Raw genomic sequence first — 13752 nt, 5'->3', positions numbered from 1 at the left:
AACGCGTCGGATTCCGCGAAACGGCGCGCGATCGCCGCGCCGATCCCCTGCGCGGCGCCCGTGACGAGCACGACGCGCCCGCTGAAATCTGCCCGCAGGCGGCCGCTGCCCGGCACGGCATTCATCGCTGCGCCCCGCCGTCGAGCGGATGCACGGTGTCGTTCAGCACCTGCGCATGCGCGCCGATCGGGAAGTTCGACAGCGTGCCGAAATCGCCGCCCTGGTAGCCGAAGATCTTGCCGTCTGTCTTGCGCTGCGCGAGGTCGATCAGCACGACGCCGAGCGTCGGCACCACCTTTTCGCGCCACACGAACAGATACAGCTCCTCTGCAATCCTGAAGTAATGGCAGCGATCGACATCGGCCAGCCCGCCTTCGACACCTTGCAGGCACTGCCACGCGTAGAAGTTCTCGTTCAGGTAGATGTGCTCGTAGCATTCGGTCGGGCTGTAGCGGTACATCGTCCGCTTGCCGATCAGCTCGCGCGTGGGCCCGTGCAGCGGCCCCGGCTGCGTATGGCCGCCGAGCGTGCCGTGCCGGAAACCGGCCTCGACGCCCGTCAGCGGCAGCCCGCGCGCAACCCGCGTGAATGCGTCGATACGCGTGTCGGCTTCGGTCGGCAGCGTGCCGACAACCGACGTCCATACACCGTTGTCGAGATCGATCACGAGACTGACCGACGTCGCGCGGGCGGCCGAATCGATGTAGTCGACGAAGTACAGCCCGTTGCGCAACCGCGTCACGCGGCACGGCTCTCGGCCGCTCGTGTCGGTCGCCGCGTCGCGCCACTGCAGCGCGCCCGGCTCGAACATGTAGACCCGCCATGCCCCCGACGCGTCGCCGAGCGTCAGCGTATGCCCGGCGAGCGCATCGGAGGATGCGAGGATGTTCGCTTCCGGCGCGAAGCCGTCCGCGAGCGCGCCAACCTGAATGAATACCGGATCCTGTCGTTCCACCTGCCGTCTCCCGCGCAGCTTCAGGCCCGGCGGGCCGTGTACGCTGCTCATGTGCACATGGTGCGGGCTGCGCGCGATGCGCGGTATCGGCCAAAAGGATGAAGGGCGCGCGCCGCCGGAACGCGCTAAAGTGCACGAAATCCGCGCCGCGACCGGCGCGAGGAGCGCACATGCACCGCGTCACCCACTACCGACGGACCGGCGAAGGCATCGAGGCAATCAGCCTCGAATCCGACCGCGCGTTTCCGCGCCACGCGCACGACGAATTCGGGGTCGGCGTGATCGTCAGCGGCGCGCACCGGTCGTGGAGCGGCCGCGGGCAGGTCGACGCCCTGGCCGGCGACGCGATCATGGTCAACCCGGGCGAGATGCATGACGGTTCGCCGATCGAGGCCGGCACGGGCCGGCGCTGGCGGATGCTGTACCTCGCGCCCGCGCTGGTCGCGGGCGTCGCGGCGGAAGAAGGCCTCGGCGGCATCGAGCTGGCGCATCCGGCGGTGCGCGACGCGCGGCTCACGGCCGCCGTCGGCCGGCTCCATGCGCGCATCGTCGCGGGGGAATCCCGGCCGCTTGCCCGCGACGAGGCACTCGTGATGCTCGTCGCCGGGCTGCTCGCCCGGCACGCGAACCGCACGCTGTCGACGGCGGGCGTTGCACCGGCGATCCGCATCGCGCGGGAGCGGCTCGACGCGGCACCGGCCGCCCCCGTTTCGCTCGCCGAGCTGGCCGGCCTGAGCGGCGTGAGCCGCTTCCAGCTGCTGCGCGGGTTTGCCCGTGAACTCGGCATCACACCGCACGCCTACCTGATCCAGTCGCGTGCGCGGCTGGCACGCGCGCTGCTCGCCAGCGGCCTGCCGATCGCCGATGCCGCGGCCGAAGCCGGCTTTGCCGATCAGAGCCACCTGACGCGTGCGTTCGCGCGCCAGTTCGGGATCACGCCTGGGAGGTTTACGCAGGTCGATTGATGCCCTGCGTCCCCGCGCAACGCGATCGATCGCAAGGCGATCGAAGGCGGGCCCCGACGTCGACGACGGCTGGCGCGGCTTGGGCTTGGGCTTGGGCTTGGGCCTGGGCCTGGGCCTGGGCCTGGGCCTGGGCCTGGGCCTGGGCCTGGGCTTCGACTTCGACTTCGACTTCGACTTCGACTTCGACTTCGACTTCGACTTCGACAGTAGTCTGCGCGAACGCACACGCGCAACGCCCCACGCACGGCCCTCGACACTCCCGCGCCCGCTGCAATTTCGTTCAAGACGCACGATGCCGCCATACGCGACGATGCGGCGCATGAAGACACGACTGATCGGCTATCTCTATCTCGCCGCCGCAATGGCGGGCGTCGGCAGCACCGTCATCGCGAGCCGTCTCGCGGCAGGCGGCCTGCCGCCGTTCTCGGCCACCGCGCTGCGCTTCCTGATCGCGACACCGCTGCTGTTCGCGCTGATGCGCGCGCAGCGAATGCGCTGGCCGCGCATTTCCACCCGCGACGGCGTGCTGCTCGTCATCCAGGCTGCGGCGGGCGGCGTCGGTTATACGGTGCTGCTGATCAGCGGCACGAAGCTGTCGTCGCCGCTCGACGCAGGCGTGATGCTCGGCACACTGCCCGCGATGTCGACGCTGATCGCGGCCGTCGTGCTGCGCGAGCGGCAGACGCCGCGCGACTGGGCGGCCGCCGCGCTCGCCACGGCCGGCGTGCTGTTCGTCACGTTCGCCCCCGGCCACGCGCTGCCGTCGCTCCGGACGCTTGCCGGCGATGCACTGGTGCTGGCCGCCGTCGCATGCGAAGCCATATTCATCCTGCTCAACCGGCGCCTTGCCGCGCCGCTGCCGCCGCTCGCGCTGTCCACCGCGATGTCGGGCCTCGGCTTCATCCTCGCGCTCGTGCCGGCTGTATTCGAATGGCACGCGGTCGCAGACGGCTGGACTGTCGGCGCCGTGTCGGCAATCGCCTACTACGCGCTGGTGCCGACCGTGCTCGGCTACCTGTGCTGGTACGCGGGTTCGGCGCGCACCAGCGGAACCGAGGCCGCGCTGTTCACGGCGGTCGCGCCGGTCTCGGCCGTGCTGTTCGCGGTCGCGCTGTTCGGTGAAACGTTGAACGTCACGCGGGTCGCCGGCATCGCGCTCGTCGTCGCGGGCATGCTCGTCGGCGCGACGCGGCGGCGCGAGCGGCTCGCCGACACGCACGATGCCCGGCCGGCCAGCCCCGCGCGCGCGCCCGCTCAAACCGCCGCCGACTGACTGCGGTCATCGCGGGATTGCGGCAACGGCGGCCACTTCCTCCCGTCACATCGTCGTGGCCCGCGCCCCCGTCCACTGTAGGAATGTGTCCGTGTGCCGCAAATCGATTGCGCACCACCCCGCAAGATGCAATATTCGCGTGGCCGGCCCCTTTGACAACCATCGAACAACAATCCGACACGCAATGAACAGGAAGGAAGCCAAAACAAGAATTGCGGTGCTGCTCTCCGCGGGAACGAGGAAGGCCGACGCACTAGCCGAACTGTCCGGACAGGGGCTCAAGGATCGCGTGCTCGCGCACCTGATCGCATCGCGCCCCGACCCCGAGCGCTGCCGCAAGAACAAGGTGCACGTCCGGATCCTGGTCGCGCTCGGTATCGCCCAGCTGGCGATCAGCCTCGTGCTCGCGTATTACTTCTTCGCAAGCGGCGCCGGCACCGGCCTCGTGGCCGTGTTCCTGACGTTGACCGTGCCGCTGTCGCTGCTGTTCATCTGGGGCTTCGCGACCCATCGCGTCGGCGCCTATCACGCGTTCATCCTGCTGTCGCTGCTGCAGTTGCCGAAGACCATCGCCGAGCTCGGACGCGATCCGTCGACCGCGCTGCCGAGTCTCGTGATCACCGCGTTGCTGGTGGGCTACGTCTGGTACGTGCGCAACCGGATGTTCCCCGACTACGGCTGGTTCACGCCGCGCAAGGTCGAAGGCCGCTACGCGTTCGTCGAACACGCGTGACGCCGCCGGCGTCGGCACCGGCCGAAAAAAAAGCGCCGGGCCGCCCCGCAATCGCGGGACGGCCCGGCGCTTTCTGCATTCCGAAACCGGCCGGCTTACTTGGCCTTTTCAGCCGTATCGCTGATCGCCTGGCCACCCTTCGAAATATCCTGGCCCACACCGGCGACCGTGTTGCAACCGGCGAGCGCGGCGGTCACCACCAGCAGCATTGCAGCAATCGTACGCGTCATTCTCATTCTCCTTCGAATCAACAGGCCCGACGGGCGAATCGTATGCGGCGCGGTGCCCGGCAAGACGCCGGGCACGGGGCCTGACCTGATTATACGGAGACGGCCGCGACGCGCCACTACGAACCCGCCGCATGTCACATGGGCCACACAGCCGGTTCGCGCAGATTTTCCTTGACTTCAACGCGCCAGGAACTAATATACGCACCGCGTATATTTTCCGCCAGGAGCCGCCGATGACCGTTCCCCAGCAAGCCTTCCTCCGCGACGCGATGCGCCGCCTCAACATGACCCGCGAAGCGTTCGCCAATCGCATCGGCGTCAGCCGGCGCGCGCTGGACACCTGGCTGCTGCCCGACGATTCGCAGGAATCGCGCGGGATGCCCGAGATAGTCGAACGCTTCGTGTCGGAAATCGTCGAGCGCTCGGCACCGGAAGGCGGCAGCTATACGCAAAGCGTAGATAATCAAGGGCTCGCCAAGCAGTTCTTTTTCGAAGGCAAGCCGCAGCTGCTGTCGGTCGACCAGTTCTCGCGGGAATCGGTCGAGGCGCTGTTTCGCGTGGCCGACGTGATGCAGCCGATCGCCCGCCGCCACAAGATTTCGCGCGTCCTGGAAGGCGCCGTGCTCGGCAACCTGTTCTTCGAAGCCAGCACGCGTACGCGCGTGTCGTTCGGCGCCGCCTTCTGCCGGCTCGGCGGCTCGGTGTGCGACACGACGGGCTTCACGTTCTCGTCGATGGCCAAGGGTGAATCGATCTACGACACGAGCCGCGTGATGGCCGGCTACGTCGATGCACTCGTGATCCGCCACCCGGAGAAAGGCTCGGTGGCCGAGTTCGCGCGCGCGACCAACCTGCCGGTGATCAACGGCGGCGACGGCCCCGGCGAGCACCCGAGCCAGGCGCTGCTCGATCTCTATACGATCCAGCGCGAGTTCTCGCGGCTCGGCAAGATCGTCGACGGCGCGCACATCGCGCTGGTCGGCGACCTCAAGTACGGCCGCACCGTGCACTCGCTCGTCAAGCTGCTTGCGCTGTACCGCGGGCTGAAGTTCACGCTCGTGTCGCCGCCGACGCTCGAGATGCCGGCCTACATCGTCGACCAGATCGCGACGAACGGCCACGTGATCGAGCAGACCACCGACCTCGCGGCCGGGCTGCGCGGCGCGGACGTCGTCTACGCGACGCGGATCCAGAAGGAGCGCTTCACCGACGAGTCGTTCGAAGGCTACACGCCGGATTTCCAGATCAACCAGGCGCTCGTCGATACGGTGTGCAAGCCCGACACGCTGATCATGCACCCGCTGCCGCGCGACAGCCGGCCCGGCGCGAACGACCTGTCGGTCGACCTGAACCGCGACCCGCGCCTCGCGATCTTCCGTCAGACCGACAACGGCATTCCGGTGCGGATGGCGATCTTCGCGGTACTGCTCGGCGTCGAGAACCTCGTCCAGCATTCGATGCGCGACGCGACGTGGCGCCCGCCGGCATATCTCGGGCCGGAGGACGCAGTGTTTCACGGCGTCGATTGAACCGTATCCAGGGTCTCGCGCCCGCCTGCCGTCGTTTCAGGTCGGCGGCGCGCTTGCCTGAAGCAGAACGCGCCGCATCGCACGGCGCGTTTTTCAATTGCGGGGCAGCCTGCGGGGCCGGCAGCCGTGGGCTCGCTAGCGCGCCCACGGGTCGATTACGCGAATCCCCATTGCCTCGAACGGCGTGACGTCGCGCGTGGCGACGATCAGGCCGTTCGCTTCGGCCGTGCCGGCGATAAAACCATCGGATGGTGCAATTGCGACACCTGCGGCACGAGCGCGTGCGCGAAGGCTCGCATACGCTTTGCTCGCAGCATCGTCGAATGGCAGGATTCGTCCGCGAAACAATGGCAGCACGCGCTGCTCGATGCTCTGATGCAGCCACTCTCGCCGGCGTCCTTCCGGCAATACAGCCACGCCCAATCGTATTTCCGCGAGACTGATCGCAGCCAGAAACAAGGTTTCGACATTCTGGGCATCGAGCCACTCGATCACGGCCGCGTTCGGCTCGCGTCGTAGCGGTTCGGAAATGACATTCGTATCAACAAGGATCATTCGAAGCTCATCGGGTCGGCAGGCGTCTTGTCGCGCTGGGCGTCGAAATCGAATCCGCCGGCCTCCCGCCCGATTGCCGCCAGCATCGTTCCCAGCTTGAGCCGCCCGCCCGGAAGAACGGCCTGTTCGAGAATGTCGCGCACCTCGGCTTCGGTGCTGCGCCCATGTTGGGCCGCGCGAATGCGAAGTGCTCGATGCACTTCATCGGACAGATTTCGGACGGTAATCACCGGCATGGTGCGCCTCATCAAGATTGCTTTCAATGCAGTCATATTAGCATTTTGCTGTCATACCAAGTGAATCGCGACACTGCGACTCTAACCGGCCCGACAAGCCCTTTCTATCTGGTCATTCGGCCAATCTCCCCCCTCAACGCCCCTGTCACATTCGTCAACAATTCCCTAACAAACGAGAACAAGAACGCTTCTCATTCGCGATGAAATTACATAGAATGCCGCCTGAAAACAAATCGTAATAATTCCCGGCGGCGTGCACATTTCCGCAGCGCACCGCCCCGGGGCCACACCGCGAGGTCGAAGCGCACCATGAAGTCACGTCCCGACGAGCTGAAGCTCGGCAAATTCACCACCCTGTGCAGCGTGCTCGCCGCCAGCCCGGCATTCGCGGCGGACGGCACGCCGCCGCCCGCCCCGGCCGGCACTGAAGGCCATCTCGCGCCGATCGAGGTGCAGGGCAAGGCCGAGCACAGCTACAAGGCCGATTTCTCCGCTTCCGTGAAATTCACCGCGCCGCTCGTCGACACGCCGAAATCCGTCACCGTGATCCCGCAGGAGCTGATCCAGAACAGCGGCGCGTCGACGCTGACGGAAGCGCTGCGCACCGTGCCCGGCATCACGTTCGGCGCCGGCGAAGGCGGCAACCCGCTCGGCGACCGTCCGTTCATCCGCGGCTACGACACGCAGGGCAGCATGTTCGTCGACGGCATGCGCGACACGGGCGCCACGACGCGCGAGATCTTCAATACCGAGCGCATCGAGATCACCAAGGGTTCCGACGGCGCATACGGCGGCCGCGGCGGCGCGGGCGGCAGCATCAACCTGATCACGAAGGCCCCGCACCTCGGCACCACCGCCGCCGCGAGCGCGGGCCTCGGCACCGACCGCTATCGCCGCTTCACGGCCGACGGCAACTGGCAGTTCGCCGATCACGCCGCGTTCCGCCTGAACCTGATGAGCCACAACAACGACGTCGCCGGCCGCGACGCCGTCAACAACGAGCGCTGGGGCGTCGCGCCGTCGATCGCGTTCGGCCTCGGCACGCCGACGCGCGTAACCGCGAGCTACTACCACCTGTCGACCGACGACATGCCCGACGGCGGCATCCCGTATTTCTATACGGCGTCGAACAAACCGGCGAACGTCGGCACGATCTATCCGGCCCCCGTCGACCGCCACAACTTCTACGGGCTGATCGACCGCGACTTCCGCAAGACCACGTCGGACATCAGCACGATCAAGATCGAGCACGACATCACGTCGGCGCTGACGATCCGCAACACCACGCGTTACACGGAATCGACGCAGGACTACATCTGGACCCAGCCGGACGACAGCCAGGGCAACGTGGTGAACGGCAAGGTCTGGCGCCGCAACAACAACCGCGACAGCTCGATCAACAGCCTGGCGAACCTGACCGAGCTGTTCGGCGAGTTCCGCACCGGCCCGTTCAAGCACAGCTTCACGACCGGCATCGAGCTGACGCGCGAATGGGGCAAGCGCGATTCATACAAGGTCGCGACCGACACCGGCAAGGTCTGCCAGAACGGCATCGGCGCCGCATCGGGCTACAACTGCACGAGCCTGTGGTCGCCGAACCCGAACGACCCGTGGGCCGGTTCGATCACGCGCAACAACGACTACGCGCATGCACGCACCACGACGAAGTCGATCTACGGCTTCGACACGATCGAGATCACGCCGCGCTGGCAGGTCAACGCCGGCGTGCGCGTCGACGACTACTCGACCCGCTTCACCGACACCAAGGCCAACGGCGGCAAAACCTATACGCGCGACGACACGCTCGTGAACTGGCAGGCCGGCCTCGTGTTCAAGCCCGCGCAGAACGGCAGCATCTACGCGTCGTATGCGACGTCGTCGACGCCGGCCGGCATGCTGCTCGGCGAAGGCAGCGAAACGCAGTCGCTCACGCCGGGCCGCGGCGGCGTCGGCCCGAACGCCGACCAGATGGCGCCCGAGAAGAACCGCAGCATCGAGCTCGGCACGAAGTGGAACGTGCTGAACGACAAGCTGTCACTCACCGCCGCGCTGTTCCAGATCGACACGACGAACGCACGCGTGACGCTGCCGAACAACCAGTACGCGATGGTCGGCAACAAGCGCGTGCAGGGCCTCGAGCTCGGCGTCGCCGGGCAGATCACGAAACAGTGGCAGGTGTTCGGCGGCTACACGTACATGAAGAGCGCGCTGCGCGACAACGGCAAGGACGCGGCGAACAACGGCAACCGCTTCCCGAACACGCCGAAGCACAGCCTCACGATGTGGTCGAACTACGACGTGACGCCGAAGTTCACGGTCGGCGGCGGCGCGTTCTACATGTCGGAAGTGTTCGGCGATCCCGCGAACCTGCGAGCGGTGCCGTCGTACTGGCGCTTCGATGCAATGGCGCAGTACCGGATCAACAAGAAGCTCGACCTGCAGCTGAACGTGAACAACCTGTTCAACCGCACCTATTTCGACCAGGCGTACCCGGCGCACTACGCGTCGATCGCACCGGGCCGCTCGGCGTTCGTCACGCTGAACGCGCGCTACTGATCGATGGAGGCCGTGTCGCTGAAGGCGCTCGCGTCGGTGTCGCCGCGCGAGTTCGCCGACATCCTGGCCGGGCCGCCCGAGCGCGCCGCCGCGTGGGTCGCGGCGGCGGCCGACAACGGCATCGTCGATGCGCAGGCCGTCTACGGGCAGTACCTGCTCGACGGGCATGGCGTCGCGCGCGACCCGGCGGCCGCGTTCAACTGGTTCCGGCACGCGGCGCGGGCCGGCCACGCGATGGCGATGAACATGCTCGGCCGCTGCTACGAGTTCGGCTGGGGCACGGCCGCGTGCGCGCCGGTCGCCGTGTACTGGTACCGGCTCGCCGCTCAGGCGGGGCTCGACTGGGGCATGTATAACTACGCGACGGCGCTCGCGCTCGGCAACGGCGTCGACGAGAACCGCGCCGACGCACTCGACTGGTTCCGCCGCGCGGCCGCGCTCGGCCATGCGAAATCGATCAACCTGATCGGCGGCTTCTACGAGGACGGCTGGGTCGTACCGGCCGACCCCGACGCCGCGTTCGACCACTATCGCCGCGCCGCCGTCGCCGGCGACTTCCGCGGCCAGTTCAACTATGCGCGGCTGCTTGCCGAGCGCGGACGCGTCGACGAGGCGCTCGACTGGCTCGCGCGCGTGCCGGCCACCGCTACCCCCGCGTTCGTCGCGAAGATGCACGCGTATCTCGCGTCGTCGCCGATCGACTCATTTCGTGCGGCGGCAATGCAACTGGCGCCGCACGTCATGGAATCCGCAACATGATGCTTCATATCCCCAGTGTGTTGACCAAGGCGCAGGTCGCGCAATGCCGCGACCACCTCGATGCGGCCGAATGGATCGACGGGAACGCGACGTCCGGCACGCAGTCGGCGCTCGCGAAACGCAACCGGCAATTGCCGGAAGGCTCGCCCGCCGCACGTGCGGTGGGCGACGCGATCCAGGACGCGCTCGCGCGCCACCCGCTGTTCTTTTCGGCAGCGCTGCCGCTCAAGGTGTTTCCGCCGCTGTTCAATCGCTACGAAGGCGGCGAGACGTTCGGCACGCACGTCGACAACGCGATCCGGCTGCTGCGCGGCACGGATTTCCGCGTGCGCAGCGACCTGTCGGCGACGCTGTTTCTCGAGGAACCCGATGCGTACGACGGCGGCGAGCTGTGTGTCGAGGATACGTACGGCACCCATCGCGCGAAGCTGCCGGCAGGCGATCTCGTGCTGTATCCGGCGTCCAGCCTGCATCAGGTGACGCCCGTCACGCGCGGCGAGCGCGTCGCATCGTTCTTCTGGATCCAGAGCATGGTGCGCGACGACGGCGACCGCACGCTGCTGTTCCAGCTCGATACGCAGATTCAGGCGCTGTCCGCCGAGAAAGGGGCGAAGGACCCGATGGTCATTGCGTTGACGGGGATTTATCACAACCTGTTGAGGAAGTGGGCGGATGCGTAACGCGAACGGGTAACGCTGCCCCCCCGGCGCTTGCGCTGCGTCAGACTCCATGGCTAAAATGACCATCGTCAAATGACCATGCTCATATCATGATGCCGCACGCTCCCGTATCGAAATCCGAATTCAAGGCTCGCGCACTCGAATACTTCCGGCTCGTCGAGGCGTCGGGCGAAAGCCTGATCGTCACCGATCACGGCAAGCCGACGCTCGAGATCCGGCCGTATCACGCACGCGAAGCTCAGCCGTTGGACATATTGCGCGGCTCGGTCATGCGCTATGACAATCCTCTCGATCCGATTGCGGAAGATGATTGGGAGGCGTCGCGGTGATCGTGCTGGATACACATGCATTGGTATGGTGGGTGGCGGGCGACCCGTCGCTCAGCAAGAAGGCGAGAAGCGCGATCGATCGCGCCCGGAGCGAAGGCGCGCTCGCCGCGTCCGCGATCTCCGCGTGGGAGATTGCGATGCTGGTGCGCAACGACCGCCTCGCACTGACGATGGATGTCGAAGCATGGCTCGCCACCGTCGCGCAGATCGACGGGATGCGCTTCGTGCCCGTCGACGCCGACATCGCCGCGAAATCCACCAACCTCCCCGGCACGTTCCACAAGGATCCGGCCGATCGCATGATCGTCGCGACCGCTCGACGGCTCGGCGCGCCGCTCGTCACGCGCGACGAAAAAATCCGCGCTTACGCGCACGTCAAGACGCTCTGGTGAGCGTCGCCCGCCCGCGGGCCGAACCGCCGCGTATCCTCCGCCGGACACTGGCATATTGGCGAATCGTCTGACAAAAACGACCTCGGCCGGCCAGCCTCGGCGCCGGCTCATGGCCCGCAACCGTCATCGCGCCATTCCGTCCGCTATCGTGATATCGCTCTCCGATCCCGCTGTCCGGTCGATCGCCCTGCTGGAGTCGCACGAAGGGTTTGTCGATCTCGCCGGTTTTCATGACCGCATCGCCGTCGATCCCGGCCGCGACGACGCCGCACACTCGAGCCGGCATTTCCTGAAAGTGCGCCACGGTGTGGCGCAACGGCTGATCGCCGCCGCGCATGCGCTGCCCGACGGCCTGCGCCTGTACGTCAAGGAAGGCTATCGTCCGCTGGCGCTGCAACGCCACTACTTCACCCGGCATCTCGCGCACCTGCGCCGGACGCTGAACCCGCTGCCGGACGAAGACACATTGGTCGCGCTGACGAGCCACTACGTCGCGCCGCCGGAAGTCGCCGCCCATCCGACGGGCGCGGCCGTCGACCTGACACTGATCTCGATGGACGGCGTCGAGCTCGACATGGGCTGCGTGCTCGACGCAACCGACCAGGAATCGTCCGGCGCGTGTTATACGCACAACCCGTTCATCAGCCGGGCTGCCGCCCGCCACCGCCAGGTGCTGATCGCCGCGCTAACGGGCGCCGGCTTCACCAATTACCCGTCGGAATGGTGGCATTGGTCATTCGGCGACCGCTATTGGGCCGTCATGCACAACCAGTCGCGCGCAATTTACGGTCCCGTCGAGGAAAGCATGCTCGACGAAGCCGCGCGCTGACGTTCTTTCCGACGAAACGAACCCGCCCCGGTAACATCCTCACTTGTCGATCCCTGCCTGCTCCCGCACAATCGCAGCACCTGCATCACTCTCCCCCGCGCCGATGTCCTATGCGTCACTCGCCACCGGCGTCCTCCTCGCCGGCGGCCTCGGTCAACGCTTCGACCCGAGCGGCCTGCACAGCAAGCTGCTCGCGCTGCTTCCCGACGGCACGCCGGTTGCGGTCGCGGCCGCCCGCCGTCTCGCGGCGGCCACGGCCGACGTGATCGCCGTCGTGCGTCCCGGTGCCGAAAAACTCGCGATGCTGCTGAACGAAGCCGGCTGCCATGTCGTCTACGCACCCGACGCGGTGCGCGGCATGGGCGCGAGCCTCGCGGCCGGCGTACGCGCGACGCCCGACGCGAACGGCTGGCTCGTCGCGCTCGGCGACATGCCGTGGATCGCGGCGTCCACCTACGAAAGCGTCACACGCGCACTCGACGCCGACGACGCGTCGATCGTCGCACCCGCGCATCGCGGCGCGCGCGGCCATCCGGTCGGTTTCGCCGCGCACCACTTCGATGCGCTCGCCGCCCTCGACGGCGACACCGGCGCCCGCGCGCTGTTCGCCAGTGCACCGGTCAGGCTGCTCGACGTCGACGATCCGGGCATCGTGCGCGACGTCGATACGCCCGCGGATTTGCGCTGACGCCGATCCCGCCCCGCACGCGAAGCGGCGCATGGCCCGCTCCGGCGCAGCAGGTGTCGGCACGAAAACCGCGCCCGCGCGGATTGCCCTGACGAAAGGCGCCCCACCGCGACAATCCCGCTGCAAATGCACGGCCGATTGCCTATAACGGAGACGAGGCGCCCCCGCCGCGCCACCGCCGTCACGCACTGCGCGAGTTCTCCATGACCGATCACACGACCCCGACGCCCGAGCCACCGGCCGACCCGAACCGCGACCCGGAAGACGACCCGCTGTCGTCGCCGCCCGGCCATCACGACAACCCGCAACAACCGGACGGACCGCCGAGCAAGGATCCGGTCTAGCCGCCGGGCGGCCGCGCCGCACATTCGCCACGGGTTCCGGTCATGCGGCGCCCGAGTACGACGTTGCCTAACGCGCCGTGTAGCCGCCGTCGATCGGCAGCGACACGCCGCTGACCATCGATGCCGCATCGCTCAGCAGGAACAGGATCGGCTCGACGACCTCGTCCGGCTCCGCAAATCGCCCGAGCGGAATCGCGGCCAGCATCGGCGCACGCTTTTCCGGATCGCTCCACGCGAACTGCGCCATCGGCGTGAGGGTGACCGTCGGGTTCACACTGTTCACACGAATGCCGTGCGGCCCGAGTTCGATGCACAGCACCCGCGTGATCGCGTCCATCGCCGCCTTCGACGCGCAATAGCCCAGATGCGCGGGCAGGCCGACGAGCGCGGCCTGGCTCGATACGTTGACGATGCTGCCCCGCGCCTGCGCTGCGCCACGTCCGTCGCGCGCGATCATCTTCCGCGCGACGGCCCGTGCGACGAGCGCCGCGCCGCGCGCGTTGACCGCCATCACGCGATCGAAATGCGCGGCGCTCACGTCGAGCGCCGATTCGAGCGACGCGATCCCCGCGCAATTCACGAGGCCGTCGAACGCGTCGTGCGCGGCAAGCGCCGCGTCGATCGCGTGTTCGTCACCGCCAACGTCAACGCGCAACGTCTCGCACGCAACCTCGCCGGCCAGCGCGTCGAGCGCGGCCA

The 13752-nt window shown here is 67.4% G+C and carries 17 protein-coding genes and 1 pseudogene; 12 read left to right on the top strand and 6 right to left on the bottom strand.

Annotated elements, in window-relative coordinates; all coding sequences use genetic code 11:
• Positions 1-125 (bottom strand): annotated as a pseudogene (locus DPV74_RS32055) (3-ketoacyl-ACP reductase); the annotation flags it as partial.
• Positions 122-955, bottom strand: coding sequence for a molybdenum cofactor biosynthesis F family protein (locus DPV74_RS32050; protein WP_119338645.1), 834 nt, complete (start codon positions 953-955; stop codon positions 122-124). The pseudogene DPV74_RS32055 and the gene DPV74_RS32050, both read right to left, overlap by 4 nt.
• Positions 956-1125: 170 nt before the next feature.
• Here DPV74_RS32050 and DPV74_RS32045 point away from each other — a divergent pair, with 170 nt between their 5' ends.
• The 3 genes from DPV74_RS32045 to DPV74_RS32035 all read left to right on the top strand — a co-directional run bounded on the left by DPV74_RS32045 (position 1126) and on the right by DPV74_RS32035 (position 3926).
• Positions 1126-1920: an AraC family transcriptional regulator gene (locus DPV74_RS32045; protein ID WP_119338643.1), complete on the top strand. Its 795-nt coding sequence runs from the start codon at positions 1126-1128 to the stop codon at positions 1918-1920.
• Positions 1921-2239: 319 nt separating this feature from the next.
• Positions 2240-3193, top strand: coding sequence for a DMT family transporter (locus DPV74_RS32040; protein WP_119338644.1), 954 nt, complete (start codon positions 2240-2242; stop codon positions 3191-3193).
• Between the two features lie 184 nt (positions 3194-3377).
• A complete protein-coding gene (locus DPV74_RS32035; RefSeq protein WP_059698680.1) occupies positions 3378-3926 on the top strand; it encodes a hypothetical protein in 549 nt (182 codons plus the stop codon).
• 95 nt (positions 3927-4021) lie between these two features.
• On the opposite strand, the gene DPV74_RS32030 is transcribed toward DPV74_RS32035, so the two are convergent.
• A complete protein-coding gene (locus DPV74_RS32030) occupies positions 4022-4156 on the bottom strand; it encodes an entericidin A/B family lipoprotein (RefSeq protein WP_021158165.1) in 135 nt (44 codons plus the stop codon).
• Positions 4157-4389: 233 nt separating this feature from the next.
• Between DPV74_RS32030 and DPV74_RS32025 the strand changes: the two genes are divergently transcribed.
• Complete coding sequence (locus DPV74_RS32025; RefSeq protein ID WP_027789492.1) at positions 4390-5685, top strand: aspartate carbamoyltransferase; 1296 nt, start codon at positions 4390-4392, stop codon at positions 5683-5685.
• A gap of 135 nt (positions 5686-5820) precedes the next feature.
• On the opposite strand, the gene DPV74_RS32020 is transcribed toward DPV74_RS32025, so the two are convergent.
• Together DPV74_RS32020 and DPV74_RS32015 are read right to left on the bottom strand one after the other, a co-directional pair.
• The gene (locus DPV74_RS32020; protein ID WP_021158162.1) at positions 5821-6240 is read right to left on the bottom strand and encodes a type II toxin-antitoxin system VapC family toxin; all 420 of its coding nucleotides are present in this window, start codon (positions 6238-6240) and stop codon (positions 5821-5823) included.
• Positions 6237-6476 carry a plasmid stability protein gene (locus tag DPV74_RS32015; RefSeq protein WP_119338641.1) on the bottom strand — a complete coding sequence of 80 codons (240 nt, stop codon included), beginning with the start codon at positions 6474-6476 and terminating at the stop codon, positions 6237-6239. The genes DPV74_RS32020 and DPV74_RS32015 overlap by 4 nt, the downstream gene beginning before the upstream one ends.
• A 309-nt stretch (positions 6477-6785) precedes the next feature.
• Here DPV74_RS32015 and DPV74_RS32010 point away from each other — a divergent pair, with 309 nt between their 5' ends.
• The 8 genes from DPV74_RS32010 (at position 6786) to DPV74_RS31975 (ending at position 13053) form a co-directional block, all read left to right on the top strand.
• Entirely contained in the window at positions 6786-9032 is a 2247-nt protein-coding gene (locus DPV74_RS32010) for a TonB-dependent siderophore receptor (RefSeq protein ID WP_060086295.1), read from the top strand.
• Between the two features lie 3 nt (positions 9033-9035).
• Positions 9036-9791 carry a tetratricopeptide repeat protein gene (locus DPV74_RS32005; protein WP_119338640.1) on the top strand — a complete coding sequence of 252 codons (756 nt, stop codon included), beginning with the start codon at positions 9036-9038 and terminating at the stop codon, positions 9789-9791.
• Complete coding sequence (locus tag DPV74_RS32000) at positions 9788-10471, top strand: Fe2+-dependent dioxygenase (RefSeq protein WP_119338639.1); 684 nt, start codon at positions 9788-9790, stop codon at positions 10469-10471. The genes DPV74_RS32005 and DPV74_RS32000 overlap by 4 nt, the downstream gene beginning before the upstream one ends.
• An 89-nt stretch (positions 10472-10560) precedes the next feature.
• Positions 10561-10800: a type II toxin-antitoxin system Phd/YefM family antitoxin gene (locus DPV74_RS31995; protein ID WP_011659184.1), complete on the top strand. Its 240-nt coding sequence runs from the start codon at positions 10561-10563 to the stop codon at positions 10798-10800.
• Positions 10797-11192: a type II toxin-antitoxin system VapC family toxin gene (locus tag DPV74_RS31990; protein ID WP_027789497.1), complete on the top strand. Its 396-nt coding sequence runs from the start codon at positions 10797-10799 to the stop codon at positions 11190-11192. The genes DPV74_RS31995 and DPV74_RS31990 overlap by 4 nt, the downstream gene beginning before the upstream one ends.
• 109 nt (positions 11193-11301) lie before the next feature.
• Entirely contained in the window at positions 11302-12021 is a 720-nt protein-coding gene (locus tag DPV74_RS31985) for a M15 family metallopeptidase (RefSeq protein ID WP_119338638.1), read from the top strand.
• 103 nt (positions 12022-12124) lie between these two features.
• Positions 12125-12709 (top strand): NTP transferase domain-containing protein, encoded by a 585-nt coding sequence (locus tag DPV74_RS31980; protein ID WP_021158154.1) that lies wholly within the window; start codon positions 12125-12127, stop codon positions 12707-12709.
• A gap of 203 nt (positions 12710-12912) precedes the next feature.
• Positions 12913-13053 carry a hypothetical protein gene (locus tag DPV74_RS31975; RefSeq protein WP_021158153.1) on the top strand — a complete coding sequence of 47 codons (141 nt, stop codon included), beginning with the start codon at positions 12913-12915 and terminating at the stop codon, positions 13051-13053.
• A gap of 67 nt (positions 13054-13120) precedes the next feature.
• Here DPV74_RS31975 and DPV74_RS31970 read toward each other — a convergent pair.
• A partial coding sequence (locus DPV74_RS31970; protein ID WP_119338637.1) for an SDR family oxidoreductase occupies positions 13121-13752 on the bottom strand: 632 nt, incomplete at its 5' end.

This window comes from Burkholderia sp. HAN2018 (assembly GCF_024704855.1).
Classification (GTDB): Bacteria; Pseudomonadota; Gammaproteobacteria; order Burkholderiales; family Burkholderiaceae; genus Burkholderia; species Burkholderia cepacia.
This window is presented reverse-complemented; position numbering and strand designations above follow the sequence as displayed.